Source organism: Nonomuraea cavernae, assembly GCF_040655715.1.
In the GTDB taxonomy this organism is placed as follows: Bacteria; Actinomycetota; Actinomycetes; order Streptosporangiales; family Streptosporangiaceae; genus Nonomuraea; species Nonomuraea cavernae_A.
Genome location: NZ_JBFAKL010000009.1, coordinates 130439 through 156608 on the forward strand (window position 1 = coordinate 130439; position 26170 = coordinate 156608).

Annotated in this window: 25 protein-coding genes; 13 read left to right on the plus strand and 12 right to left on the minus strand. The window is 71.9% G+C overall.

Annotation, left to right across the window (positions count from 1 at the left end; all coding sequences use genetic code 11):
• Window positions 1–45 precede the first annotated feature (45 nt).
• Window positions 46–516 carry a PPOX class F420-dependent oxidoreductase gene (locus AB0I38_RS15660; RefSeq protein ID WP_358467392.1) on the plus strand — a complete coding sequence of 157 codons (471 nt, stop codon included), beginning with the start codon at window positions 46–48 and terminating at the stop codon, window positions 514–516.
• A 10-nt stretch (window positions 517–526) separates the two neighbouring features.
• Here the strand turns inward: AB0I38_RS15660 and AB0I38_RS15665 are convergent, their stop codons facing one another.
• Genes AB0I38_RS15665 through AB0I38_RS15680 form a run of 4 tightly spaced genes read right to left on the minus strand, consistent with a single transcriptional unit; the run spans window position 527 to window position 3192 of the window.
• A complete protein-coding gene (locus tag AB0I38_RS15665) occupies window positions 527–1315 on the minus strand; it encodes an SDR family NAD(P)-dependent oxidoreductase (protein ID WP_358467394.1) in 789 nt (262 codons plus the stop codon).
• 24 nt (window positions 1316–1339) lie between these two features.
• Entirely contained in the window at window positions 1340–1549 is a 210-nt protein-coding gene (locus tag AB0I38_RS15670) for a class I SAM-dependent methyltransferase (RefSeq protein ID WP_436838746.1), read from the minus strand.
• A gap of 48 nt (window positions 1550–1597) precedes the next feature.
• Entirely contained in the window at window positions 1598–2677 is a 1080-nt protein-coding gene (locus tag AB0I38_RS15675; protein ID WP_358467396.1) for an LLM class flavin-dependent oxidoreductase, read from the minus strand.
• A complete protein-coding gene (locus tag AB0I38_RS15680; RefSeq protein WP_436838747.1) occupies window positions 2677–3192 on the minus strand; it encodes an ABC transporter ATP-binding protein in 516 nt (171 codons plus the stop codon). Before AB0I38_RS15680 ends, AB0I38_RS15675 begins: the two co-directional genes overlap by 1 nt.
• 97 nt (window positions 3193–3289) lie before the next feature.
• On the opposite strand from AB0I38_RS15680, the gene AB0I38_RS15685 reads away from it, so the two are divergent.
• Window positions 3290–3508: a flavin reductase family protein gene (locus tag AB0I38_RS15685; RefSeq protein WP_358467398.1), complete on the plus strand. Its 219-nt coding sequence runs from the start codon at window positions 3290–3292 to the stop codon at window positions 3506–3508.
• On the opposite strand, the gene AB0I38_RS15690 is transcribed toward AB0I38_RS15685, so the two are convergent.
• Complete coding sequence (locus tag AB0I38_RS15690; protein ID WP_358467400.1) at window positions 3499–4824, minus strand: hypothetical protein; 1326 nt, start codon at window positions 4822–4824, stop codon at window positions 3499–3501. The genes AB0I38_RS15685 and AB0I38_RS15690 overlap by 10 nt on opposite strands.
• 192 nt (window positions 4825–5016) lie before the next feature.
• Here AB0I38_RS15690 and AB0I38_RS15695 point away from each other — a divergent pair, with 192 nt between their 5' ends.
• From AB0I38_RS15695 to AB0I38_RS15705, 3 genes are read left to right on the plus strand one after another with little or no spacing between them, the layout of a single operon-like run.
• Window positions 5017–5172 (plus strand): hypothetical protein, encoded by a 156-nt coding sequence (locus AB0I38_RS15695; RefSeq protein ID WP_358467402.1) that lies wholly within the window; start codon window positions 5017–5019, stop codon window positions 5170–5172.
• Between the two features lie 34 nt (window positions 5173–5206).
• Window positions 5207–5407: a hypothetical protein gene (locus AB0I38_RS15700; RefSeq protein ID WP_358467404.1), complete on the plus strand. Its 201-nt coding sequence runs from the start codon at window positions 5207–5209 to the stop codon at window positions 5405–5407.
• Window positions 5407–5550 (plus strand): hypothetical protein, encoded by a 144-nt coding sequence (locus tag AB0I38_RS15705; RefSeq protein ID WP_358467406.1) that lies wholly within the window; start codon window positions 5407–5409, stop codon window positions 5548–5550. Before AB0I38_RS15700 ends, AB0I38_RS15705 begins: the two co-directional genes overlap by 1 nt.
• On the opposite strand, the gene AB0I38_RS15710 is transcribed toward AB0I38_RS15705, so the two are convergent.
• Window positions 5535–6212: a hypothetical protein gene (locus AB0I38_RS15710; protein ID WP_358467408.1), complete on the minus strand. Its 678-nt coding sequence runs from the start codon at window positions 6210–6212 to the stop codon at window positions 5535–5537. The two genes, AB0I38_RS15705 and AB0I38_RS15710, sit on opposite strands and share 16 nt — an antisense overlap.
• Before the next feature lie 407 nt (window positions 6213–6619).
• Between AB0I38_RS15710 and AB0I38_RS15715 the strand changes: the two genes are divergently transcribed.
• The 4 genes from AB0I38_RS15715 to AB0I38_RS15730 all read left to right on the plus strand — a co-directional run bounded on the left by AB0I38_RS15715 (window position 6620) and on the right by AB0I38_RS15730 (window position 12810).
• Window positions 6620–7744 (plus strand): acyl-CoA dehydrogenase family protein, encoded by a 1125-nt coding sequence (locus AB0I38_RS15715; RefSeq protein WP_358467410.1) that lies wholly within the window; start codon window positions 6620–6622, stop codon window positions 7742–7744.
• Window positions 7741–8580 carry a phosphate/phosphite/phosphonate ABC transporter substrate-binding protein gene (locus AB0I38_RS15720; protein ID WP_358467412.1) on the plus strand — a complete coding sequence of 280 codons (840 nt, stop codon included), beginning with the start codon at window positions 7741–7743 and terminating at the stop codon, window positions 8578–8580. The genes AB0I38_RS15715 and AB0I38_RS15720 overlap by 4 nt, the downstream gene beginning before the upstream one ends.
• A complete protein-coding gene (locus tag AB0I38_RS15725; protein ID WP_358467414.1) occupies window positions 8577–9779 on the plus strand; it encodes a hypothetical protein in 1203 nt (400 codons plus the stop codon). Before AB0I38_RS15720 ends, AB0I38_RS15725 begins: the two co-directional genes overlap by 4 nt.
• Before the next feature lie 133 nt (window positions 9780–9912).
• A complete protein-coding gene (locus AB0I38_RS15730) occupies window positions 9913–12810 on the plus strand; it encodes a M36 family metallopeptidase (RefSeq protein ID WP_358467417.1) in 2898 nt (965 codons plus the stop codon).
• A gap of 84 nt (window positions 12811–12894) precedes the next feature.
• Here AB0I38_RS15730 and AB0I38_RS15735 read toward each other — a convergent pair whose 3' ends face one another.
• The gene (locus AB0I38_RS15735; RefSeq protein ID WP_358467419.1) at window positions 12895–14538 is read right to left on the minus strand and encodes a WD40 repeat domain-containing protein; all 1644 of its coding nucleotides are present in this window, start codon (window positions 14536–14538) and stop codon (window positions 12895–12897) included.
• Window positions 14466–15842 carry an nSTAND1 domain-containing NTPase gene (locus tag AB0I38_RS15740; protein ID WP_358467421.1) on the minus strand — a complete coding sequence of 459 codons (1377 nt, stop codon included), beginning with the start codon at window positions 15840–15842 and terminating at the stop codon, window positions 14466–14468. Before AB0I38_RS15740 ends, AB0I38_RS15735 begins: the two co-directional genes overlap by 73 nt.
• Before the next feature lie 547 nt (window positions 15843–16389).
• Here AB0I38_RS15740 and AB0I38_RS15745 point away from each other — a divergent pair.
• Window positions 16390–18966: a M14 family zinc carboxypeptidase gene (locus tag AB0I38_RS15745; protein ID WP_358467423.1), complete on the plus strand. Its 2577-nt coding sequence runs from the start codon at window positions 16390–16392 to the stop codon at window positions 18964–18966.
• Between the two features lie 44 nt (window positions 18967–19010).
• Here the strand turns inward: AB0I38_RS15745 and AB0I38_RS15750 are convergent, their stop codons facing one another.
• Entirely contained in the window at window positions 19011–19880 is an 870-nt protein-coding gene (locus AB0I38_RS15750) for an LLM class F420-dependent oxidoreductase (protein WP_358467425.1), read from the minus strand.
• 237 nt (window positions 19881–20117) lie between these two features.
• On the opposite strand from AB0I38_RS15750, the gene AB0I38_RS15755 reads away from it, so the two are divergent.
• From AB0I38_RS15755 to AB0I38_RS15765, 3 genes are all read left to right on the plus strand, one after another.
• Window positions 20118–21719 carry a PP2C family protein-serine/threonine phosphatase gene (locus AB0I38_RS15755; RefSeq protein ID WP_358467427.1) on the plus strand — a complete coding sequence of 534 codons (1602 nt, stop codon included), beginning with the start codon at window positions 20118–20120 and terminating at the stop codon, window positions 21717–21719.
• A complete protein-coding gene (locus tag AB0I38_RS15760; RefSeq protein WP_358467429.1) occupies window positions 21716–22807 on the plus strand; it encodes a cobalamin B12-binding domain-containing protein in 1092 nt (363 codons plus the stop codon). The genes AB0I38_RS15755 and AB0I38_RS15760 overlap by 4 nt, the downstream gene beginning before the upstream one ends.
• 242 nt (window positions 22808–23049) lie before the next feature.
• On the plus strand, window positions 23050–24009 hold the full coding sequence (locus tag AB0I38_RS15765; RefSeq protein ID WP_358467431.1) for an FkbM family methyltransferase: 960 nt from the start codon (window positions 23050–23052) through the stop codon (window positions 24007–24009).
• Here AB0I38_RS15765 and AB0I38_RS15770 read toward each other — a convergent pair.
• From AB0I38_RS15770 to AB0I38_RS15780, 3 genes are all read right to left on the minus strand, one after another.
• A complete protein-coding gene (locus tag AB0I38_RS15770) occupies window positions 23931–24167 on the minus strand; it encodes an endonuclease/exonuclease/phosphatase family protein (protein WP_358467433.1) in 237 nt (78 codons plus the stop codon). The two genes, AB0I38_RS15765 and AB0I38_RS15770, sit on opposite strands and share 79 nt — an antisense overlap.
• Window positions 24168–24215: 48 nt before the next feature.
• A complete protein-coding gene (locus AB0I38_RS15775) occupies window positions 24216–24548 on the minus strand; it encodes a hypothetical protein (RefSeq protein WP_358467435.1) in 333 nt (110 codons plus the stop codon).
• A gap of 112 nt (window positions 24549–24660) precedes the next feature.
• Window positions 24661–25983 (minus strand): hypothetical protein, encoded by a 1323-nt coding sequence (locus tag AB0I38_RS15780; RefSeq protein WP_358467437.1) that lies wholly within the window; start codon window positions 25981–25983, stop codon window positions 24661–24663.
• Between the last annotated feature and the right edge of the window lie 187 nt (window positions 25984–26170).

A 26170-nucleotide genomic window follows, 5' to 3' on the forward strand; every position in this document is an offset into this window, starting at 1 on the left:
CCGCCAGGCGGGCGCTGGACGAAGCGGATGTGGAAGGCTGCCGGTATGGCTCCCAGGATCGCCACCGCGCGCCGCGTCGACCTGCCCGAACTCCTCGAATTCCTGCGCCCCAGGCACCGGGGCCTGCTGGCCACCGCCCGCCAGGACGGGCGGCCCCAGGTCTCGCCCGTCTCATGCGGCGTGGACGACCACGGCCGGATCGTGGTGTCCACCTATCCGACGCGGGCCAAGACGCGCAACGCCCGGCGTGACGAACGAGCCTCGATCTGCGTGCTGTCCGACGACTGGGATGGCCCCTACGTCCAGGTCGACGGGCGCGCCGAGGTGCTGGACATGCCTGACGCCCTCGACGCGCTGGTCGACTACTACCGGTCCATCGCCGGGGAGCATCCCGACTGGGACGAGTACCGTGCCGCCATGCGGCGGCAGGACAAGTCGCTGATCCGCATCCACATCGACCGCTGGGGCCCCATCGCGACCGGCGGCTTCCCGCCCGACCTGACCCTGCCCGCCTGACCCGCGCGGGTCAGTGCCGGTCGGCCAGTTCCGCCAGCAGGTCCTGCGAGTACGCGATCCGGCCGGTGAGCTCGGTGGCGGGCCGGTGGCAGAGCGCGAGGGCGGCGTCCGCCATGACCGAGGGCGGCTCGTTGTCCGGGGCGTCCACCGACGTCAGGTGGTGGAAGAGGGTGCCCGGCGTCGGGACGATCCCGTTGGGTGACAGGGCGTTGACCGCGACGCCGTCGGCGTAGAGCTCGGCGGCGAGCCCGGTGGTGAACCTCTCCAGCGCCGCCTTGCACATGCCGTACACCGTCCCGCCGAGCGCCGCGTACGGGCCCGGCGGGAAGTCGGGGTGCCGAGCCGCGATCGAGGAGATGTTCAGAATCCACCCCCGGCCCCGTTCGCGCATGCCGGGCGCGACCAGCCGCGACAGATGGAACGGCGCCTTCACCTGCACCTCGAACATCAGCTCGTAACGCCGGTCGGTGAAGTCCGTCACCGGGGTGAAGTAGGTGACGGCCGCGTTGTTGACCAGCACGTCCACCGGCCCGTAGCGGCTCTCGGCGGCCTCGATCAGCGCCTGGCGATCCGCCGGCCGCGACAGGTCGGCCGGCTGGGCGAACGCGGTGCCGCCGTCGGCCTCGATCTTCGCGACGGTGTCGGCCAGCGTCCCCTCCAGGCGGCTCTGCCCCGGTTCGAGGGTCCGGGCGGCGGCCACCACCCGGGCTCCTTCGGCGGCGAACAGGGTCGCGATGGCGGCTCCGATCCCCCTGCTCGCCCCGGTCACGACGGCCACCTTGCCCGCGAGAACGCCCACGTCACCCCTCCTGATAGTGGAACTTCACATTAGAATTGGTTTCGGGTCGGCGTAAAGGTTCCGGACCGCCAGGTCCATCGCGGTCATGGATCCCTCTTCGAACCGCAGATCCGGATGGCTTCGGCGCGCGACAGCGACCATCTTCGGCGACAGGTCGATGCCGAAAGCGTTCACCCCGAGAGACTGTAAATGCGCGGTGATGCGGCCTGGGCTCGCTCCGCGTCGCCTTGGCATGGGCGAGGCGGGCGCGTGTTCGATGTTCGCCGCCGCCCGAATGTGCCGTCAGGCGACGGAGAGGCGTCGCAGGCGGGGGAGGACGTACTCGCCGACCCGGTACGCCTCCTCCAGGTGCGGCCACCCCGACAGGATGAACTCCTCCACGCCCAGCGCCGCGTACTCCCGCAGCAGCGCCGCGACCTCGTCGTACGAGCCGACCAGGGCGGTGCCGGCGCCCTCGCGGACCAGCCCGACCCCCGCCCACAGGCCGGGGTGGATCTCCAGGTCGCGGGTGCCTCCCGCGTGCAGGTCGACCATGCGGCGCTGCCCGACCGAGTCGAAGCGGGCGAAGCGGCGCTGCGCCTCGGCGATGCGGGCCGGGTCCATGCCGGCGAGCAGGCGGCCGGCCTCGGCCCAGGCCTCGGCGGCGGTGTCGCGGGCGATGACGTGCACGCGCAGACCGAAGCGCGGCGCGCGGCCCAGGGAGGCGGCCAGGTCGCGCAGGCGGGCGATGCGCGTGGCCACGGCCTGGGGTGGCTCGCCCCACATGAGCGCCACGTCCGCGCGGCGGGCGGCGACCTGCTCGGCGGCGGGGGAGGCGCCGCCGAAGTAGACGTCGGGCGCCGGGTCGAGCGGCTCGGCCAGCCCGCCCGCCTCGACGTGGTAGTGCTCGCCCCGGTGGTCGTACGGCTCGCCGGCCCAGGTGCGGCGCAGCACGTCGAGGAACTCGTCGGTCCTGCCGTAGCGGGCGTCGTGGTCCAGGAAGTCGCCGTAGGAGCGCTGCTCGACCGGGTCGCCACCGGTGACGACGTTCAGCAGCAACCGCCCGCCGGAGACCTGCTGGAACGCCTGCGCCTGCTGGGCGAGCAGGGTGGGCAGGGTGTAGCCGGTCCGGAAGGCGACCAGCATCTTCAGCCGTTCGGTGTGCTGGCTGAGCGCCGCGCAGACGATCCACGGGTCGGGGCAGCCGGCCCCGACCGGCGTGAGCGCCGCCTCGAAGCCCGCCTCCTCGGCGGCCCTGGCCACCTGGGTCAGGTACGTCACGGTGGCGGCCCGCGCGGCGGGGCGGAAGCTGTCGGTGGTCGTGATGGCGGATCGGACGTCGTGGCCGTCGCCGGTCGTCGGCAGGAACCAGTGGAAACGCATCAGGTCACCTCTTCGTCGGACGCGGATCGCCGTACGGCTGCCGCTATGGTCTCCCGCACACTCGTGAACGCGGGATGGGTGTGCGGGTCAGAGGCCAGTGGCAGGTCAGAGGCCCGGTCGAGGACGAGCCGGCCGGGCCGCCTGCTGAGGACGAGGATCCGGGTGCCGAGGTAGACGGCCTCGTCGACGCTGTGCGTGACGAACAGCACGGTCTTGCCGGTGGCCTGCCAGATCCTGCGGATCTCCTCCTGCAGACGTTCGCGGGTGAGCGCGTCCAGGGCCGCGAACGGCTCGTCCATCAGCAGGATCGCCGGATCGGGGGCGAGCGCGCGGGCGATGGCCGCCCGCTGCTGCATCCCGCCCGACAGCTCGTACGGCCGCTGCCCGGCGGAGTCGGAGAGCCCGACCAGCTCCAGCAGCTCGGCGGCGCGCTCGCGGCGCCGGGGCGCGGGCATCCCGGCCAGCAGGAGCACGCCTCCCACGCGAAGCCCGACGCCGCGGATCACCGCTCCCACACACTCCCCACAAAACCGATTAAAAAGACTGCTTTAGTAGGAAATACGGCAGAGCCTCGCGCCGCGCGGCCCCCTCGGCGCGCCCCTGCTGCAGGACGTGTCCGCCCACCTCGTCTGCTTCCCCGACCAGACCGTCGGCGTGGGCGACCACATCCTCGTGGTGGGCCTGGTCGCCGAGGCGACCGTGTACCGCCCCGGCCGTCCCCTCCTCTACCACCAGGGCGGCTTCGGCCGCTTCGTCGCCCACCCGCGCCCGCGTGGACTCGTGACGGGTCGGGCTGACGAGCTCGATCTGAGTCACGATGATCAGCCATAACCGATGATGACGGCGCGTTGGGACTTACGGTTGAACAGTCGGCCGACGGCCCAGGCTGATCCGTTGCGCGGCGCGCTGGCCAGCGCCTTCACATCGATGTCTCGTAGGTACTGGAAATTTGGTGCGGCTGGCGGCCGCGGCACATCCCCCCACTGACCCGTGGGGCTCAATCGCGACGTGTGGAATGGGTAGGTTCCTGGTGTCGAGAGGAGGATCCCGCCGGATCCGTCTGCGGCAAGGTCTGTTCCACAGCAGCCTGGGGCCGTGTGCTTGGTCCACCGTTCACCGTCCCAGTGCAGGAGGATCGGCGGCGGATCGACAGGAAGGTCCCTCCCCTCGCCGTGGTTGTAGCTGTGGCTGCCGGCGGCCCACACGTTGTCGCGGGCCAGTGCGACCACCGAGGACAGTACGGCGCTCCCTTCCGGAGGCTTCGGCTCGGCGAACGCGTAGGTCGGGGTGGGTATCAGACGCCAGGAGCGGCCGTTCCAGTGCATCGTGGCGGGCTGGTTCAGCTCGGCGCCCGTCACCGCTGGTCCGGAATCTCGTGCGCCCACGGCCCACACATCCTCAGGGCCCGTGCCGCTGAGCGAGTGCGCATCCGCGGGGAGCCGTGTCCTGCGCCAGGACCGGCCGTTCCAGTGCATGGCGTCGGGCTTGTAGTAGCCGTGGAGAGTCCAGGCGTCGTCGGGGCCGAATACCTTGAAATCGGCGACATGCGCGGTATGGTGCATGGTTGGCATCTTTAGCCAGCGTGACCCGTTCCAGCGGAAAGCAAAGTAGTTGCCGTCCGCCGGGAGCGGCCCCTTCGGAACGAGGAGCCAGACGTTGTCCGGCGCCGAGGCGGCCACGTGTACGTCGCCCCATGTCGGTTCCGCATTCGGGGGCGATTCCTCGCCCGGAAGCAATCCCTCGTCCGAGGCCGGGGGGTACGTCGGTGGCAGGACCCCGTTCAGCTCCGCCGGAGGATCGACCTCCCGCCAACGCCTGCCGTCGTAGCGCAGCAGCAGCAGTTTGGTTCCCGAGCTTCCGACCGCCCAGGCCTCCTTCGGCCCCGCCACGGTGACATCCGTAAGCTCGGTCTTCCGCTGCTTGCTGATGTAGGCGTACCGCCAGCCGGCGCCGTCACCGGTGGGCATGGCGACCGGCCCCGGTGTGGGCGTCTCCTCGGGATCGTCCCCTTCGGGCGTCTCCTCGGGTGCGGACACCGTGGGCGCGTCGCTCGGATGAGTCGGCGTGGTGGCCTTACCACCGTTCGAGGGGGCGCAGGCCGCCGCGGTCACGGCAAGTGCGACGAGCAGAGTACCGATCATTCGCATCCGCGAGATGGTAGAGGGCTATGACCCGGTATAGCAGGCAAAGTCGCGCAAAGCGCGAGCAGCCGCTCCCTGGTCGGCGTGCCCGGCCTCCGTGTGGTGCGTGGTGCCGGGCCGCCTGCGAGAAGACGGTGGGTCACAGTCGCGCCGTTCCGCACGATCTACCGATGGAGGCGAGCGGAGTGAGGGGGCGGCATGGCGGCAGGGGGTGGCTCGCGCTGGCGGGTGGTCGTGGTCGTGGTGGGCATGGGCGGCCTGGCGCTCATGGTGGCGGCGATGGGGCTCGCCCTGCGGGGGAGTGACCTGCCGACCGCCGCCAACGTCGCCCAGCTGGTGTCGGTCACCCGGTGAGGTCGACGGCGGGGAGCGGGCCGACGTCTCCCGGTTGCTGCGCGCCTGGCTCCGGCCGGCCGGTGTCCGGTTCAGCGGGCGTACCGACCGGATGGACAAGATGGCCCGGCGATTCCGCAAGCTGGCGCGGCGGCGGCTGGTGATCCTCGGTGAGGCGGGCGCGGGCAAGACCACGCTGGCCGTGCTGCCGCCCTCTCACTCCTGTACGCCCGCCGGAAGGTGCCGCGGCGGCTGATGCGCTTCCTGGACGACGCCCACCGGGTCGGCCTGCTCCGGGAGGTGGGAGCGGTGTACCAGTTCCGCCACGCCAAGCTCCAGGACCGCCTCGCCCGGGCATACGAGGCGGATCCCGGCGAGCCCCGTCAGTCGGCGATGTAGTCGATCGAGCGGACCTCGTAACCGCGCACGGCCGAGCCCTTGACCCGCATGAACATGGCCCCGCCCTCGTAGGAGTAGGCGCAGCCGTAGCCCGTCTTCTCCTTGGTGCAGCCCTGGAAGAAGTAGGGCACGCCCCTGGGGTCGAACCGCACGCGGAAGAGCGTGTTGACGGCCGGTCTGGCCGCCACTTCGAGGCCGAGGTTACGGTCGCCCTTCTGCCACGCCCTGAACAGGTGCCCGGCGGCGGTGGACGGCTTGGTCACGTGCCGCGACTGGTAGACCCTGGTCACCTTCGAGCCGGAGACGACCAGGAGCAGACCGTTGTGCCCGCCCGGCACGCGCACGCTGGTGTGCGTGAACCGGCAGGCGTTGCCGGCGCAGCCCGCGAACACGTCGGGGGTCCGGTAGACGTAGGCGAAGATCGACCTGACCGCCGAGGGGGTGGCGACCCGGGCCGCCGCCGCTCGGTCGCGCGCGTTCCAGGCGCGGAACAACGCATTGGACACCTTCGCCGGTGAAGCCGTCTTCGCGGGCGACACCGTCGTCGCCGGGGTGGACGTGCCCGCCCGGGCCGCCGCGTTCGCGGCCGCCGGGAAGGACGCGATCAGAAGCGCGGCGACCGCGGTCGTCGCGGTCGCACCGGGCACCCATCGTCGTGACATGCCCGGAACAGTAGTGACATCGGCTTGCACCCGGATTGCCGCCCGCTTGTGCGGCCGGGCCCTCGCACCGGGCCGGGCCCCCGCGCCGGGCCGGGCCCCCGCATCGGGCCGCGCCTCCGCACCGGGCCGCGCCTCGCCATCGGGCCGCGACGTCCCGGTGACGGCAAGGGGGAAAGGCGCCATTAATGGAGATCCAGAACTTCCATTTCGGGCCACATGTCGACCATGGGTCGGGCAAAACCTTGATCATCTCCAACGGCTCAAGTACGTTCAGGACGTAGCCGGCCCCGGCCGCTCCTGGGCGGCCCGTTCTCGCGAAACGCCTCCTTTGACGTCACAGCCACGGATGACCGTGGCCGGTTCGGCGTGCCGTGGCCGGGGATGACGAAGATCCTTGGAGGTCACCCGTGAGCACCGATCTGGACGCCGTGATCGCTGACGCGATCGCCCCGTCCGCGGCCGAGACCGACCGCACCGGCGCCTTCCCGCGCGCCGGGCTCGAAGCCCTGGGCAAGGCCGGGCTGCTCGGCCTGACCAGCGCCGTCGAGGTGGGCGGCGGTGGGCAGGGCCTGCGGGCCGCCGCCGAGGTCGTCACCGCGCTGGCGGCGGTCTGCGGATCCACGGCGATGATCACCCTCATGCACTACTCGGCCACCGCCGCGCTCGAGGCGCACGGCCCGGAGGAGGTGCGCCGGGCCATCGCGGAGGGCCGTTACCTGGCGATGCTGGCGTTCTCCGAGACCGGCTCGCGCAGCCACTTCTGGGCCCCGGTGAGCACGGCCACGGCCGACGGGGGCGAGGCGCGGCTCGACGCGCGCAAGAGCTTCGTCACCGCCGCCGGCGAGGCCGACGGCTACGTCTGGTCGAGCCGGCCCCTGTCCCGGCCCGGCCCCATGACGCTGTGGCTGGTGCCGCGAGACGCGGCGGGGCTGCGGGTCGCCGGCTCCTTCGACGGGCTCGGCCTGCGCGCCAACGCCTCCAGCCCGATGGAGGCCGACGGCGTGCGGGTGCCCGCCGACGCCATGCTGGGGGCCGACGGCGACGGGCTGGACATCGCGCTGGCCACGGTCCTGCCGACCTTCCTGGTCCTCAACGCCGCCTGCTCCGTGGGCGTCATCGAGGCGCTGACGGCCAAGGCCGGGGAGCACCTGTCCAGGACGCACCTGGCCCACCTGGGGCAGCGGCTGGCGGACCAGCCCCAGGGCAGGTCCGCGTTCGCCCGGATCCGCACCCGCGCCGACCAGACGCGGGCGTTCCTGGACGACACCCTGACCGCTCTGGAGACGGGCCGCGAGGACGCGACGCTCCGCGTGCTCCAGGTGAAGGCGGTGGCGGCGGAGGCGGCGGCCGCGATCGGCGACGACGTCATGCGCCTGTGCGGAGGGTCGGCGCTGCGGCGTGACCTCGGCATCGAGCGCCACTTCCGCGACGCGCTCGCGGCCCGGGTCATGGCGCCCACCACCGAGGCGCTGGACGACTTCGTCGGCCGGGTCTGCCTCGGCCTGCCGCTGTTCGACGGAGCGGCGTCATGACGCTGCTGATGGGGGCGGTCGCCTACGACGCCAAGGTGGTGCCGATCTGGTCGGGGTTCCGCTCCTGGTTCCTGCGCCACGGGCTGCCGTTCGACTTCGTGCTCTACTCGACGTACGAGCGGCAGGTCGAGGACCTGGTCGCGGGCCGCGTCCACGCCGCGTGGAACTCACCGCTGGCCTGGATCCGCGCCCAGCGCCTGGCCGCCGCCCAGGGCTGTTCGGTCTCCCCGTTGGTGATGCGCGACACCGACCGCGACCTGCGCTCGGTCGTCGTCGTACGGTCGGACTCCGGCATCTTCTCGGTGGACGACCTCAAGGGGCGGACGGTGGGCACCGGCGCCGTCGACTCCCCGCAGGCCACGCTCCTGCCGCTGCACCACCTGCGGAGCCTGGGGGGCGAGTTCGACGTGCGGCGCTTCGAGGTGGGGGTGGGGCTGCACGGCGACCACATCGGCGGGGAGCGCGAGGCCGCCCGGGCGCTGATGTCCGGCGACGTGGCCGCGGCCTGCCTGCTCGACGCCGACCACCTGCTCTTCAGCCGCGAGGGCACCCTGCCCGCCGGGTCCACCCGGATCCTCACGACCACCGAGCCGTACGACCACTGCAACATGACCGTCGTCGACACGGCGCCGGAGGAGCCGGTGCGCCGGTTCGGTGCCCTGCTGACCGGCATGTCCTACGCCGATCCGGAGGTGCGGCCCCTGCTCGACCTGGAGGGGCTCACCGCCTGGGTGGAGGGCCGCACGACCGGCTACGGCGAGCTGGAGGCGGCCGTCGACGCGTGCGGCTTCTACGACCGGGCCGGCCGGATCACCGCGGACGGCTACCGGCCGTGACGGACCCGGTCGCCGACCTGCGGGAGCTCGGGTTCGACCAGGGCGCGCACCTCATTCTGCGCCGGGAGCTGGCCCGCCTGCCGGTCGGCGGGCGGCTCCGCGTCGCGGGCGCGCACGAAGCGCTCGTCGTGCATCTGGCCGCCTGGTGCCGGAAGGAGGGGCACGCGTGCGGGCCGGTCACCGGCGGCGACGAGGACGGGGCGCGGGCGTGGGTGGTGCGCGGCCGGGCCGGTCACGACCGGTGGGCCGGCGCCGAACGGGCCGGCGGGTCGTCCCCCGCCCGCGTGGTGTCCCGGCCGCCGTCCCACTGGGGCCTGGCGGCCCGCGGTGCCCTGGTCGAGTCGGGCGGCCCCGAGACGCCGTTCGACTTCGACCGCAAGGAGACCGTCTGGGCCGAGCTGGCGCCCCGGCTGTACGCGCAGGCGGCGGCGCGGCAGTGGGACCCGGAGGCGGCGGTGGCCTGGGACACCCCGTTCGAGCTGCCCGCCGAGATCGAGGCGGCGGTCGTCCAGGTGATGACCTACCTGGTGGAGAACGAGCAGGCGGCCCTGGTCGTCCCGGCCCGGCTGCTGGCCCGGGTGCATCCGCATTTCCGCGAGGTGACCCAGCTGCTGGCCGTGCAGGCGGCGGACGAGGCCCGGCACGTCGAGGTGTTCACCCGCCGGGCGACGCTGAAGGGCGACGACCTGGGCACCTCCTCGGCCGGCGGTCGCGCCTCCCTGATGTCGCTGCTGGCCGAGCCCGACTTCTCCCTCGCCTCGTTCCTGCTGTCGGTGCTGGGCGAGGGCAGCTTCCTCAACCTGCTGTCCTTCCTGGACCGGCACGCGCCCGACCCGGTGACCCGGCGGGTCGTCGCGCTGGCGCACCAGGACGAGGCCCGGCACGTGGCGTTCGGCATGGCCCACCTGGAGGAGCAGGCCCGGCGCGACCCGGTGTTCCGGGGCCGGCTCAGGACCGCGATCGAACGGCGGCACGACGCGCTGGCCGACACGGCGGGCATCAACGAGGACGTGCTCGACGCGCTGACCGTGCTGGCCGCGGGCGAGTGGAGCCCGGCCGCGATCGCCCGGGGGCACGCGGCGGTGCTGCGGCTGCAGGAGGAGATGTTCGAGGGGCGCAGGAACCGGCTGGTCCGCCTCGGGTTCCCCGCTGACGAGGCGGTCGAGCTGTCCCGCTTACACACCCGTAATTTCATGTGAGCGTGTCATCTGGATATCCCCCATACGCTGATATGTCAGCCTTTACAAGATCTTGTCAAGCAATAAAAGCAGTGTTACCTCTTGCGGGGACGCGTGTAATTTCGCGCGTTCTACGCGTGCATGGAGGGGTACATTGTCCACCAGACCCTGGTTACGCAGCACCGTCGTCATCGCCGTCACCGCCCTGGCCCTCCCCATCGCCGGGGCCGCTCGGGGCGAACCCGGCGGGACGGCGTCCGTGGTCCACGACTTCCAGGCCGAGGAGCACGGCAAGCCCGATCTCGACAACCGGCGCGGCAGCGTCCCGCCGCCCGCCGGAGCCAACGCGCGGACCGCCGGACCGGCGGCCGAGATCCGCTGGAACACGCTCGGCACGCCCGCCGTCGTCACCGGCGCCGAACCTCTCGCCGAGGGCCTGGCCGCCGACCCAGAGCAGGCCGCCCGGGCGTACCTCAAGGACAACGAGCGCCTCTTCGGCCTGTCCGCCGCCTCGGTCGACGCTTTGGAGAAGGTCGCGGTCAACCCGATCGGCGCGGGGCACGCCGTACTGCTGCGCCAGCGCTTCGGTGACCTGCCGGCCGGCGTGGACGGGCTCGTCTCGGTCGGCGTGGCCGAGGGGAAGGTCAGGCACGTCACCTCCTCGCTCTCGCGTGAAACGGCCGCGCCCCCGGCCGCCGCGATCACCGGGCAGCGGGCACTGGAGATCGCCGCCCGTGACGGCGGGATCGACCTGGCCACGGCGCTCACCAAGCAGGCCACCGCGGTGGCCGTGCCCGCGCCGGACGGCGTGCACAGCGCGTACCAGGTCGTGCTGATCGGCGGCGACCAGGCCGAGCCCGCCGCCTACACCACCCATGTCGACGCGGTCAGCGGCGAGATCCTGGTGCGCGAGAACCTGGTCGACCACCTCGACCCCGACCACCCGCAGTGGGCCGCCTTCCCGGCGAACCCGCCGGCCGACTACTCGTCCACCGACACCCGTCAGACCTGGTGCTTCGTCGCCGGTCCGGGCTGCGACCTCGTGGTGGGCGGCGACCCGGCGACCGGCCGGGCCTGGGACGTCGACCACGCCACGCAGACGCCGAGCAACACCAGCCTCGGCAACGCGGCACGTACCTTCGAGAACCGGGCGAGCGGCGACCCGTTCACGGTCGGCACCCGCGGCAACGTGGCGACGCCGAGCCGCGAGTACGTCTATCCGTGGCAGAACACCTGGCACCAGGCCAAGTGCAACCCCGCGGTGTTCGACCAGCCGGGCGAGAACGACCTTGAGGCCTCGATCTCCAACCTGCACTCCATGCACAACCGCATGCACGACTGGTCCTACCGGCTCGGCTTCACCGAGACCGCGTGGAACATGCAGACCGACAACGGCGACCGCGGCGGGCTCGGCAACGATCCCGAGCAGGGCAACGCCCAGGCGGGCGCGCGCGTCCTGTCCGTCCGCGACAACGCCAACCAGATCACCGGCCCCGACGGCGTCGCGCCGATCACCAACATGTACCTGTGGCAGCCGATCGCCGGCTCGTTCTACTCGCCGTGCACGGACGGCGACTACGACATGTCGGTCATCGGCCACGAGTACACGCACGCGATCTCCGGCCGCATGATCGGCGGCCCGAACGCCGGATGGAGCGGCGCGCAGGCCGGCGCGATGAACGAGAGCAACTCCGACCTGGTCGCCATGGAGTACCTGTTCGAGTACGGCTTCCGTCCCGCCGGCCTCACCCCGTACGTCACCGGCGGATACGTCACCGGCGACCCCGGCCGGGGCATCCGCAACTACGACATGTCCAAGTCGCCGCTCAACTACAGCGACATCGCCTACGACCTCGTCGGCCAGCAGGTCCACGCCGACGGCGAGATCTGGTCGGCCACCCAGTTCGACGTACGGGCGGGCTTCGTCAAGAGGTACGGCACGGGCACCGCGAAGCAGCAGCGGGCCTGCGCGGACGGCCAGAAGCCGGTCGCCGAGTGCCCGGGCAACCGGCGCTGGGCCCAGCTCTCCTTCGACGCCCTGCTGCTGATGGCCTCGGGCGCGGTCAGTTACGTCGACCACCGCGACGCGCTGCTCGCGGCCGACACGATCCGGTTCGGCGGCAAGAACCACGACATCATGTGGCGCGCGTTCGCCGAGCACGGCCTCGGCCAGGCCGCGGCCAGCAACGGCCCGAACGACCCCGACCCGACGCCGAGCTTCGTCAACCCGGCCGGCAAGAACGGCTCCCTGCAGCTCAAGCCGCTGGGCGAGGCCAAGGGCGCGGCGCTGCGCCTCTACGTGGGCGACTACGAGGGACGCGTGGTCCCGGTCGCCGACACCGATCCCGCCACCGAACTCGGCGACACCGTGGAGATGACGCCCGGCGTCTACGACTTCGTGGTCACGGGCAACGGGTTCGGGCACACGCGGCTGAAGTTCGTCGTCGTGGGCGGCGTCAAGCTGCCCCTTCCGCTGCCGCTGTCCCGCAACCACGCCTCCTCCACGGCCGGCGCCACGGCGACGGGCGACGGCGTCAACCACGCCAAGCTGATCGACGAGACCGAGGCCACCAACTGGGCCTCCCTCACCGGCGCCCCCGCAGGCAAGGCGGTCACCGTGGACCTGGCCGGCGACGGCCCCGTCACCGTCCGCCGCGTCCAGGTGAGCGCCATGCTCAGGCCCAACGTCGGCGACCCGGCCGACCCCGGCGGGCAGAACCGCTTCAGCGCGCTGCGCTCCTTCGAGGTGCTCGCCTGCAAGCAGGACTGCGCCACCCCGGCCGGCTTCACGAAGATCTACACCAGCCCGGCGGACGCGTTCGACGCCACGCTGCCCCGGCCCAGGGGAGCGGACCTGCTGATCAAGTCGTTCCGCGTCCCCCCGACCACCGCCACCCACCTGATGCTCCGCACGGTCACCAGCCAGTGCACCGGCAACCCGCGCTACGCCGGTGAGCAGGACGAGGACCCCAACTCCGCGACCGACTGCGCCACCGCCAGCCCGCTCCGCGACCAGATCCGGGCGGCGGAGTTCCAGGCGTTCTCGCACTGACCCTCGGTTCCCGCACGGCTCGCGTCCCCTTCCGGGGCGTGAGCCGTGCGGCGCGGCGACGGATCATCCCTCAGGGACCCCGGTTCAAGGAGCGATCGGGAGGAAGAAGCGGTGGCGTTCATCGGGGGTGAGCAGACGGAAGACGCGGGAGCGGGCCAGGGCGAGCAGAGCTTCGGTGTTGAGGATTACCGGCCAGACGCGAGCGGTCGCATCGCCTGAGGCTGTGATCAAGGAGGTGCCATCGGGGGACCAGGAGACGCCCTCGGACCAAGCTCGGTGGCCGCGGAGGATGGCCAGTTCGACCGCCAGGTCGGTGTCCCAGACCCGGGCGGTGCCATCGTCGAGGGCCAGGGCCAGCCGGTTGCCGCTGGGGGCCCATGACATGTCGCGGACAACCTCTTCCTGTTGGCCCAGGTCCTTGATGAGGTCGAACGTTGCGGGGTTCCAAAGGAGGAGGCGGCGGTCTCGGGAGCCGGTGGCAACCGTTTCCCCATCGGGGGACCATGCGACGCCAGTCACCGAGTCAGTATGAGTGGCGAAGGCGGCGAGTTCGATAGCGGACTCAGCTGACCACAGGCGGGCGGTGCCGTCGTTGGAGCCGCTGATCAGGCGGGTGCCATCGGGAGACCAGGCCAGGGAGCGGACTAGCGCCCGGTGACCGCGCAGGACCGCGGTCTGCTCGCCGGACGCGGGGTTCCAGAGTCGGATGGTGTCGTCGCGGCCGCAGGTGGCGACGCGGTCACCAGACGGTGAAAAGAAGACTCGGCGGACTCCTTCCTCGTGGCCGGTAAGGCGGCGGGTCTCGACGCCGGTGGCGACCACTACGCCGTCAGGAGACCAGGCCACTGCGCGGACCCAGCCGGTGTGGCCGGTGAGACGGACGCGTTCGGGGGACGGCGCGGCGTCCCAGACGCGGATCGTCCCATCGCGGGACGCGCTGGCGACACGGCGGCTGTCGGGTGACCAAGTGACGTCCTCCACCCAGTCGCCGTGGCCGCGCAGCACGGCTTCCTCCTCGCCCTCGCCGGCCGTCCACAGCCGGACGGTCGCGTCACGTGAGCAGCTCGCCAACCGGGTGCCGTCTGGTGACCAGGCGAGCGACTCGACGTTGCTCTCGTGCCCGCGCATCAGCAGTCGCTGTTCGGAGCGGGAAACGCTCCAGACCCTGATGGTCATGTCCCGCGAACCGCTGGCGAGTAGTGTGCCGTCCGGCGACCACACGACGGCCTCGACCCAGTCGCGATGGCCGCGCAGCATGACCGGCGGACGGTCCGAGCCGAGCGACCACACGCCGACCGTGCCGTCCCCCGATGCCGAGGCCAAGCTCACAGAGTGCGGGGAGAACTCGACGTCCTGCACCCAGTCCTCGTGCCCGATCAGTGTGTCGAGCGGTGCACCGTTCTCAGCCGACCACAAACGCACCTGGCCGTCGCGCGCGCAGGTGGCGATCATCTGCCCGTCCGCCCGCCAGTGGCACGACTCCAGCCGGTTCGTGTGCCCGGCAAGAGCGAACATCTCGGCACCGCTGGCGACGTCCCACACACGTGCTGTCTGGTCGTACGCAGTCGACACCAGCCGCGTCCCGTCCGGTGACCATGCAACCTTGGACACCCGGTCTGAGTGCCCTCGCAGCACCCTCACCTCATGCGATCCGTTCACGTCCCACAGCCGAATGGTGTGGTCGTGTGACGCCGAGGCGAGCGTCGTGCCGTCCGGCGACCAGGCCACGCCCCACACCCAGTCGTCGTGCCCACGCAGCTGGATCCGCTGCCTGCTCGTCCAAGCGCGCGGAACGCCGGGACGCGCGGTGCGCACTCCTCAATGGCCGCTATGGCCAGCAGAATCCCCAGCTCAGGGTCATGTCCGGCGGTCAGCATAGCCTGCCCGGCCAACGAGTCCGATAGCCGTTCACGCCAGACCAGGTCGTCGTTGCGCGAGGCAGCGAGGAACTCGGCAACCTCGGATACCTCGTGGTCGGCGTTCTGCTCGGCCCACCGCATCGCGGTGTCGAGGCGTTCGCCGCGTAGCAAGAACGCCTTTTGCCGGTTCGACCTGACCCATTCGGCCGCCCAGCGTTCCAGCTGAGTGCGCCGTCGGAGTTCGTCGGCGTGCGACTCGACCTCCTGGCGCAGGGGCACCCAGTGCCGGAACAGTGCCTCGTGAGCCACATCCAGCACCGTGTCCTCGCCGTCGGTCTTGCTAGTCAGCAGCCGTGCATTCACGAAGGCGTCTGCGATCTGCTGTTCGTCGTCGGCCAGGTCAGTCCGGCGTACTCGGCGGCGGGTCGGCTCGGGCCCTTCCCAGGTGACGAACTTCAGCAGCATCCGCAGCGCCTCGGCTTCGCCGAAGGTGCTGGACAATTCGCCGATGAGCCGTTCGGCCCGTCGCGAGATGGCTCCTCGGACCCCTCCGAACCGCTCGTAGTCCTCGAGGCTGAGCGTTTGCCGTCCTCGGGAGCGTTCGTACAGCTGTTGGAGCAGATAGGCCAGCAATGGCAGTGCGTCTCCGCCGCCCGTGTCGGTGACCATTCGGCTGACCAGCCCGGGGCTGAACATGATCCCGGCCAGTGCGGCCGGCCCTTCGATGGCCTCGCTGAGCGCGTGCCCGTCGAGCACCCCTACGGTCACGGGGTTGTGCGCCAGGTGCGCGAACCTGGAGCTGAGCAGCTCGGTCAGGAATTCCGACCGCATGGTGGCGACGACCCACAGGTTCAGGTCGTGTCGCAGCGTCTCGTGCAGGAGGTCGAGTAGTTCCTCGGTCTCCGCCCGTCCTGCGAGAGTGAACAGCTCCTCGAACTGGTCGATCACGATCAGCCGGCGATGCTGCCCTGCGACTGCCCGTAGCCGCCGTCCGAGGGCCTGGTAGCCGCCAGTACGCAGTTCGGGCTCCAGCGTATCGGCGTCGGTCACGGGCGGCAGCTGGGCCAACACCTGCGCCAAAGCGGCGAAGGGCTGTCCGCCTGGTTGGAACGGCGGGATCACCTGCCACCGCGTCCCCCTCCGGGTGAGTGAGGGGATGACCCCGCCCTGCACGAGGGAGGACTGCGAACGCCAGAACGAACACCGGAATCAGGGCCAGCATCGATTTGCTGTCGCCCGTGATCAGCGAAAGTGCGGAAGCAAAGGCGAGAACGAGCCCGGCAACCCCCACAGCTGAAGCTGACGCAGAAATCTCTTCGGCCACTTCCGCCGTGAGGACATGATCCTATGGTCACAAAAAGACCGGCGAACGACCATACTTTCTCTGGAAAAGGCGATCCGCCCCCGGCCTCAAAGTGCCTGCCCGGGAGAAAGCCCCGCAATGAAATAACACCACGCTGTATCGGTCGCGCAAATGAGGCCTGGCGGTGCAGCCAGGCTGTCCCAGGGCGGGCTGCCTTGTGGAGCCGGAGGCCACGCGGCTGATCGCGGGACGCCGAGGCGGGAACCCGCGGGGGCGCCGAAGGTGACAGGCGGACGCTGATGCGGCGGCGTTCTGTGACGGATTGGCATGGATTGTGCGTCGCTCTGATCACGGCATCTTGTGTCGGATCCGTCCAGATCATTGCGTACGAGACGCACTTCTCCCGTGGAGGTCCTCTTGCGTTTACCCATCGCCCTCCTGAGCGTCGCCGTCTCGGCCGTTCTTCTCCTTCCTCCCGGGGCGGCGGCCGCCGATCCGGTCGCGCCACCCACCCCCGCCGTCCGGGACTTCGGCAACGGTCCCGAGCGGAGCGAGGAGGCGGCCGGTGTCTCCGAGCGGGCCGAGGCGCTCCGCGCCCCCGCCGAGGAGCCGTTCCGGCACGTTCCCGACCGCGACCGCGGGTATCCCCGGCAGACCCTGCTGCCGGTGCCCGCGGAGAATCCCGCCGACGCCTCCATCAAGCTCGGCCTGGTGCCGTACCACGGCATCGCGCCCAGGCTGAACGACCTGCAGAAGCGGAGCAGGCGGGTGAGCGTGGAGGTCATCGGCCGCACCCACCAGGGCCGCGACCTCTACCTCGTGACCGTCACCGCGCCGGAGAACCGCGCCGAGGCCCGCGAGCAGGACCGGATCCGCGAGCGCATCGAGAACGACCCGGCCGCCGCCGCCCGCGACCGCGGGCTGGCGAAGAAGTACAAGGCGCCGATCTTCGTCAACGGCAACATCCACGGCAACGAGTGGGAGGGCACCGACGCCTCCCTGCGGGTGATCGAGGAACTGGCCACCAGCACCGACCGCAAGGTCGCCGACCTGCTCGGCCGGACCCGGCTGCACCTCAACGTCACCGCCAACCCCGACGGCCGGTTCAACGGGGTGCGCGCCAACGGCGCCGGCTTCGACCTGAACCGCGACTTCGTCACCGCCTCGCAGCCCGAGGTCAGGGCGATGCGCCAGGTGATGATCGACACCCAGCCCGTCGCCATGGTCGACCTGCACGGCTACGTCAACGGCACGCTCATCGAGCCCACCACGCCGCCGCACGGCGCGAACTACGAGTACGACCTGTTCATCAGGAACACCTACGCCAACGGGCTCGGCATGGAGGCCGCGGTCAAGGCGCTGGGGCACACGCCCGAGGCCGACGGGGTGTTCCCCCCGCAGATCCCGTTCCGGGACTCCCCGGAGGGCTGGGACGACTGGCCGCCGATCTTCACCCCGCAGTACGCGCCGTTCCAGGGCGCGGTCGCCTCGCACACCGTCGAGATCCCGCTGCGGGTCAACGGCTCCGACTACGCCAACCTGCCCGCCGAGGAGCTGCGCCGCCGCTCGGCGATCAACACCGAGATCGCCGCCGCCGCCATCCGGGCGACGCACGGCTTCGTACGGGACAGGCACGACCAGCTGATCGCGGACCAGATCGAGGTCTTCCGGCGCGGCGCGGCGGGCGAGCCGGCCAGGACCGTGCCGCTCGGCATCGTGCCCGGCTTCGGCCCCGAGGACGTCTACACCACCACCTACCCCCGGGCGTACGTGATCCCGGCGGGCGCCGGGCAGCGCTCGGCCACGGCCGCCGCACGCCTGGTGGACCACCTGGTCGCCAACGACGTCAGGGTGGAGCGGGCGAGGCGGTCGTTCGCGCTGAACGGGAAGACCTACCCGGCCGGTTCGTACGTCGTGGACATGCACCAGCCCAAGCGCGGGCTGGCCAACGTGATGCTGGAGCCCGGCGCCGACATCTCGCCCAGGGTGGACGCGATGTACGACATCTCCGGCTGGAGCCACGCCCTGATCTGGGGGGCCACCGTGGACACCGTCACCTCGGGCTCCCTCCGCGTGTCCGGCGAGCCGGTCAGGGCGGCGGCCCCGACCGGCTCGGTCCCGAAGGCTCCGGGGGCGCTGGCGCTGAAGGTGACCGACGCCAAGGAGGTCCTGGCGCTGAACGAGCTGCTGGCCCAGGGCGTCGCCGTGACCTGGGCGAGTGACGGCACCGCGATCGTGCCGGCCGCCGCGCGGGCCGCCGCCAGGGCGGTGTCCGGCACGTACGGCGTGGCGTTCACCCCGGCCGGCGCGACCACGGGCACCCCGCTCTCCCCGGTGCGGATCGCCGCGGCCGTCTCGGCCGACGAGCTGTTCACGCTGCGTGAGATGGGCTTCGCCGTCACCCCGGTCTCCACCGCGGTCCTGAACGCCGGCTTCGACTGGAGCGGGACCGACGTGCTCTTCGTCTCCAGCGGGCTGAGCCACGCGGCGCTCAACCCGGCGGCCCGGGCGGCGCTCGACGGGTTCCTCGCCACCGGCGGCGTGGTCACCCGGGGCGGCACCGGCGCCACCTTCAACGCCGCCGCCGGGCTGCTCACCGCGACGGCGGTCGCCGGGCGCGGCGACGCCAACGGTGTCGTGCGGGTCACCTCGTCGGCCGGACCCGTCGGCAACGGCTCGCCGGAGCACTCGTTCGTCTACTCGCCGCGCTGGTTCACCGGCCTCGGCCCCGAGGTCACGGTCGAGCAGTCGTACGCGGCCGACGGGCCGCTGGTCTCCGGCCACTGGCGGCCCAACGCCAACGGGACCGGCGGCCAGGACGCGGCCAGGAACCAGGCGGCCGTGGTCAGCGGGCGTGACGAGCGGGGCGCGGCCGTGGTGCTGTTCGGCACCGAGCCGATGTTCCGCAACCACCCCAAGGGATCGTTCCCGCAGGTGGCGAGGGCGTTGTACTGGTCGGCCTCGGTGACCGCCCCGGCCGTCACCACGCCCTGACCTCGGGCCCGCGGGCCGGTGACCAGGTCGCCGGCCCGCGGGCGTCAGCCCTTGCCCAGACCGAGCGTCTCGGCGGTGAGCGCCAGCGCGGTCAGGTGGCCGTCGACCGAGCCGAGGCCGGCACCCATGGTGTTGACGGCGAGGTGAGTGGCGCCGGCCTCCCGCCACCGGCCGGCCAGGCCGGCCAGCGCCTCGGGGTCGCCCGTCCAGTTGACCCGGCCCTCCATGCCGAGCGTGGCGGGGTCGCGGCCGGCCTCGGCGGCGGCCCCGTCCACGATCGCCTTGGCCTCGTCCAGCTCGGGACCCGGGGACATCTGCGGGAACCAGCCGTCGGCCAGCCGCCCGGCCCGGCGGTACGCCGGGGGCGAGAAGGCGCCGAACCAGACGGGGATGGGCCGCTGCACCGGCAGGGGCGCCAGCCCCGCTCCGGTCACCTGGTCGTAGGCGCCGTCGAACGTGATCGACGGCTCGGTCCACAGCCGGCGCAGCAACGCGATCTGCTCCTCGATCCGCCTGCCCCGGGTGGTGAAGTCCTGGCCGAGCGCCTCGTACTCGACCCTGTTCCAGCCGAGCCCCACGCCCAGCCGCAGCCGCCCGCCGCTGAGCAGGTCGACCTCGGCCGCCTGCTTGGCCACCAGAGCCGTCTGGCGCTGGGGCAGGATGATGATGGAGGTGACCAGGTCCAGCGAGGTCAGCGCGGCGAGGTAGCCGAAGAGCACCATCGGCTCGTGGAACGTGCTCCGCACGTCGTAGGGCCCCTGCCAGCCCTGGTGCACCTCCGGGTCGGCCCCGACGACGTGGTCGTAGGCCATGACGTGCTGGAAACCGAGCTCCTCGACCGCTTGGCCGTAGGCGCGCACCGCGCCCACGTCCGCCCCGATCTCGGTCTGGGGAAAGACGACACCGATCCGCATGCATGGCTCCCGTCACGTGCTGGCGAACTCGCCGACCATCATCGCCCGGGTGGTCCCGCCCGTCCGCGAGCGACCCCCTGGGCGGCGCCCGTGTTTCGTGAAATGTGGGTCATTCGCCCCCCGCCTCGCGCCCCGCCTTCACCGGCAGAACGGGATACTCGACTAGAATGGCAGCTTGACCCTAGTAAATGCTGATATGTCGTCAAGGGAGGCAGAGCCCCGCGCGGGCTCGCTGTTGTGGCTGGGCTGACGAGCGGGCTGGGCCGCGAGGCGACCGGTGCGGTGTGGCGCGCCGCGCCGCATCCGGTGCTGGTGGTCGACGCCGACGGCGTCATCGAGCAGCTCAACGAGCCGGCGCGGCTGATTTTGCCCGGTGCCGCCCCCGGAGTGCCGCTGGCCGCCGTCGCACCGGCATGGCTCGTCGAGGAAGCCGGTTCCGGCCCGGTGCGCGGACCGATCGGGGATCGCGTGTTCGAGGCGCGGCCCGTCCGCGACGACGACCACGACGGCCTGGTGTGGTGGCTGACCGACCGCACCGACCACGAACGGGTCGCCGAGGCGCTACGGGCCGAGAGGGAACGCACCGCGTTCCTCGTCGACGCGTCCAACGAACTGCTGGCCTCCCTCAACCTCGACCGCTGCATGGAGGTGGTCGCGCGCCTCGCCACGCGGTACCTGGCCGACGCCGCGCTGGTGATCCTCCCGCTGGCCGGACGCCGCCATCCCGTCGCCTACTGCGGCCCCGACGGCCGCGTGGTCCGTGAGCACCTGGCCGTGGACCCCCACGAGTTGCCGGGCCTCGCCGAGGCGCTGCAGGGGTTCCCGCCGATGCCCTCACGCTGGATCGACCCCGCCGCCGCTCCCGGCTGGGTGGCCCGCCAGGGGCTCGGCGAGCTGGGCTCCATGGTGGTGACCGCGCTCCCGGGCCACGGCGTGTCGGCGGGCGCGCTGGTGCTGCTGCGGCGCTCGGGACAGGCCGGCTTCTCCGAGGGTGAGGAGGTGGCCGCCCGGCTGTTCTCCGCACGGGCCGGCGCGGCGATGTCGGCGGCACGCCTGTACGCCGAGCAGGCGTCCATCACCGAGACCCTGATGCGGGAGCTGCTGCCGCCCCGGACGCGGCACCTGGACGGCGTGGAGCTGGCGGCCCGCTACCGGCCCTCCGGGCTCAGCGAGCGCGTCGGCGGTGACTTCTACGACCTGCACCCCGCCCCGGAGGAAGGCCAGGAGTCGCTGATCGTGCTCGGCGACGTGTGCGGCAAGGGCCTGGAGGCCGCCGTGCTCACCGGCACGATCCGCAACACGCTGCAGGCGCTGCTGCCGATGGCCGACGACCACCACCGAGTGCTCGAACTGCTGAACGGCGCGCTGCTGAGCGGCGACCGGTCGCTGTTCGTCACGCTCGTGCTGGCCTCGGCGCGGCGCGTGGGGACGCGGGTGTCGCTCCGGCTGACCGGAGCCGGACACCCGCCGCCGCTGATCGTACGGGCCGACGGCCGGGTCGAGGCGGCCCGCACCGGCGGCACCCTGATCGGGATGCTGGAGACCATCACCAGCACGACCGACACCGTGCTGCTCGACCCCGGCGAGACCTGCGTCCTCTACACCGACGGGATCACCGAGGCGAGAGGCGGCCCGCTGGGCGACGAGATGTTCGGCGAGCGGCGGCTGCGCGAGGAGCTCGCGCAGTGCGCCGGCATGCCGCCCGAGGCGCTCGCCGAACGCGTGCAGATGCTGGCGTCCCAGTGGGCGGGCGACGGCGACCACGACGACATGGCCGTCATCGCCATCACCGCGGCCCGTCCGGCCCGGACGGCCGGCCAGGAGGGGCAGATCCCTTGACCGACGTCGCACAGCGCAACGACGGCCTCGCGACCTGGACGGACGGCCTCTGGGAGGCGGCCGTGGCCGGTGACGAGTACGCGGCGACCGACGCCGCCCTGGCCGCCCTCGACCACGGCGTCGGCATGGAGACCCTGCTGATCGAGGTCGTGGCCCGGGTCCAGGCGCGCGTCGGGCAGGAGTGGGCCGCCAACCGGATCACGGTCGCGCAGGAGCACTCCGCGACCGCCGTGAACGAACGCGTGATCGCCGCGCTGGCCCTCCACCCGGCCGCGCGCGACGCGGCACGCGCCGAACCGGGCCGGGGCAGGATCACCGTGGCGTGCGTCGACGGCGAGTGGCACGGGCTCCCCGCCCGGCTGCTGGCCGAGGTGCTGCGGCTGCGCGGCTGGCGGGTCGACCACCTCGGCGCCCAGGTACCCACCCCGCACCTGATCGCGCACCTGCACCGCACCGGCCCCGACGCGGTGGCGCTGTCGAGCTCGATCGCCACCCGGCTGCCCACCGCGCACGCCGCCATCACGGCCTGCCAGGCGACGGGCACGCCGGTGCTGGTCGGCGGGGCCGCCTTCGGCCCGGACGGCCGCTACGCCCGCCTGCTGGGAGCCGACGCCTGGGCCCCCGACGCGCGCGCCGCCGCCGACCGCCTGGACGGTGACCTGCCCGCCGTCGCGCCCGCGAGCCGCCACTCCACCGACGATCTGCCGCACCTGGACGACCAGGAGTACACCCTGGTCACCCGGTCGGCCTCGCGGCTGGTCAGGCACGTCATGAGCGAGCTGGAACAGCGCGTCCCGGAGATGGCGCGTTATACCGTCCAGCAGCGCCGCCACACCGCCGAGGACATCGCCCACCTCGTCGACTTTCTCGCGACCGCGCTCTACCTGAACGACCCCGAGCTCTTCGGCGGCTTCCTCACCTGGATGGCCGGCATCCTCACGGCCCGCGGCGTCCCCGCGAGCACCCTCTATCCCGCGCTGGACCTGCTCGCGAGCCGGCTCACCGAGTTCCCCCGCGCCACCGGCGCGCTGGCGCACGCGCGAGCCGCCCTGCGCGCCTCGGAGAGCCGGGCGACCGGCCCGGCGTGAGGCCGCCCGGCGACCTCGCCGGGCCTCCTCGCCGGGCCTCCTCGCCTCGTAGCCGGCCCGCCTGCGGAAGAGCTGGGGACGTTCAAGGTATTTATGGTGAAAAATGCCTGCAAATTGCTCGAATCGGCGTGCATCCATCGGGTACGGCGATTCCCGAGAAAGGAGAACAGTCTGGTCGATTGTCCGCCCTATGTGGCGGTGACTCGATCAAACTTCACAACGTGACCAAGGCAATGAGGCGAGTGCGGAAAAGGATCGCCATCGGGCTGATGCGGGCGGCGAGGGCGGCGAACCGGAGCCGGCCGGCCCGCGTCCTGCTGCGCGGTCGCAGCGTCCGGCGTTTCCCCCTGGTCAACCGGATCTACCACGCCGTGTTCCGGCTGGGCGTCGCCACCGGCGATCGGGACATGGAGGCGCGTTACCGGGGAGTCGTGCTGGCCGGCCCGGTGTGGGACGCGACGATCATGCCGTCGGTCTCGGGGGGCTACTACGAGGAGTTCGAGGTCGGCGTCTTCGAGCGGCTGGCCTCGGTCAGTCAGTCGATCTTCGACGTCGGGGCGAACATCGGCGTCTACGCCTGCACCGGTGGGGCGCGGGTCGCGCGGGGTGGCCGGCTGGTCGCCTTCGAGCCGGTGCCGGAGAACCTCGCCTACCTGCGACGCAACGTGGAGCGCAACGAGCTGATCGGCCGCGTGTCCGTGGAGCCGTTGGCCGTCGGGGAGTCGCCCGGCGAGCTGACCGTGCACCTGTCGGGCGAGCAGTCCGGCAAGCACTCGGCCGCCGCGGCGAACGTCGGGACGCCGGTGGAGACGATCACCGTGCCCATGACGTCGATCGACGCCTACCTCGCCGACCGCGGCCTCGCCCCTCCCGACCTCGTCAAGATCGACGTCGAGGGTTACGAGGGCTTCGTGCTGCGCGGCGCGACCCAGGCCCTGGCCGCCTCGCCGACGCTGCTGTTCGAACTGCACCCCGAGCTCCAGGCGAACTGCGGCTGTGACGCGAGCGAACTGCTCGACCTCGTCTTCGCCCACTACCGGTGGGTCTTCCTGGTGGACGAGCTGGACGGTGTCCTGCGGCCGTGCACGCGAGCCGAGCTCGACAGCCCTGACGCGATCGGCCTCTACCGCTCCAACCTCGTGGCGATCGGCCGGCCCGACCACCTGGCCGCCGTCCGGCAGTGGCACGGCCTCGACGTTTGACCTTCCCCTACCTGATCGACACCTCGACGTGGGAAGCCTTCGGCGGCGCACTTCGTCTCCTGCAGGCAGACCACGTCGGGCCGGACCCCGGCCAGCCAGTCGACCAGCCGGGGCAGCCGTGCCTTGACCGAGTTGACGTTCCATGCCGCCAGGCGCATCTCTCCAGCCTGCCACCACTTCCCGCGCGGGACCCGGTGCGGAGAGAGCTACGGAACGTCGAAGGTTTCGCGGGTGGTCGCGCCGATGACCTCGATCCCCTTGGTGCCGAGGACGCTGTCGAGCGGCAGCGACTCCGTGTACGGCGCCAGCGCGGGCAGGCCGATGCCGGGAAGCATCCCGATGACCTCGATGCCCCAGTATTCCGGCCGCTGGACGTACACCAGTGGCGAGAGCCGGACCTTCATGTTCTGATAGGGCTTTTCGCCGCTCACGATCAGGATGAACGTGCCGGGAACGATCCCGGGTACGACCTTCGCCTCGTCGAAGTCGATGAGCCGCACCGACTGAGGCTGCGGGAGCTTGCCGAAGTCCTGTGGCATGGTTGAGCCCCTCTCCGAATGGATTCGCTCGCACCGGTCACCGCCGGTAGCAGAGGTGTCACTCAGCGATGCTACCCTTCGCGGGCTCGAGCCTCTCGAGACCAGGGGGCCGTCACCTCGCGCAGGCTTCGCGGCAGCCGCCGAACCGCCCGGCATCGGGCTTCACGAACGCCGTCTCCTCGGTGCCGCGCACCGCCGCGGTCATGGAGTCCTTCCAGATGCGGGCGGGAATCGAGCTGCCGGGCACGCTGGAGTAAAGGCGGCCGCCGATGGTCACGTCGGTCAGCGGATGCCGGAAGCCGCCGCGAGAGTCGCCGAGGCCGACCGCCGAGGCCAGACCCGGGGTGTAGCCCGCGTACCAGGCCGCGGCGTGGGCGTCGACCGTCCCCGGCAGGCCCGCCACGTCACGGCCGATGCCCTTGACCGCGTCCCCGGCCGCGTCGGACAGTACGCCGGTCACCGCGTCGGCGACCGCCGGGTCCAGCACCTGCCGGCAGCGCGGCACGAAGGAGCGCACGGTGCCTGAGTCGGCGCGGATCTCCGTAACCGCCATCGGGGCGCAGTGCCGGCCGCGGGCGGCGAAGGTGGCGTAGGAGGTGGCGACGGAGACCGGATCCACCTCGTTGATGCCGAGCGTGAAGGTGGCGTACTCGCTCAGAGGATGGCCGTCGGCGCGGGCGAGGCCGAGCCGGCGCGCCATTTCCACCGTCTCGCACAGGCCGACCTTCTCCTCCAGCCTCATGAAGAAGGTGGGGACCGTCTCCCGGGTGCCCGACCGCAGAGTGTGGAACCGGTCGGCTCGCCGCGGGTCGACGACCTCGTGGGTCGGATCGCCGACCTTCCTGTCCTGGCAGTCCCTGAACGCCGCGAAGCCGGGCATCCGGTAGCTGCCGGAGACGGCGAAGCCGTCCTCCGATCGCAGGCCGTTCTCGAACGCGGCGGCCAGGGTGTAGGCCATCGCCGTGCTGCCCTGCTGGAGGCCGCGCGGCTCGCCGGTGCCCCTGCTGGTGGCCAGGGCCCTGATCTCACCGCTGCCCGGGACGACCATCGCCTGGCCGGCGACCTGCGGATCGTCGCGGTGGACGTAGGCGTCGACGGCCCGCTGTGACGCCTCCTGCATCGTCTGGTCGAGCGTCGTCCTGATGGTCAGGCCGCCGCGGGCGAGAAGCCGCTCGTCATGTGTGCCGACCTCCGTCTTCACCCGCTGGCAGAAGTAGGGGTGCCGGCTGTCCGCGCAGTCGTCGGGAAGCTCCTCGACGACCGTCCCCTGGGCGTCCAGCCACACGTTCTTCCGCACCACCATGGGCGCGACCGGCAGCCGGTCTCGGGCGGGCGTCCCGCCGGCGCCGTCCCACAGCGACGGCAACACCGCGACCCCCGCCACCACGGCTCCCGCCGCCACCACGACCCCCACGAGAACGCGTAACGGCTTCATCGGCCCCCTTCGCCGCACACCGGCTCACGGGCAATCATCCAAGCCCTAGCCGGAACGAAACGTCAACCTAGATCATCCAGCCATTTCGGCGGCCGCATCGCGGTGCGCGGGGCGACGCGGCCCATCTCCCGCAGGGGCTGGCGGCGCACGCCGCCAGCCTGCCACCACCTCCCGTGCGGACCCGGTG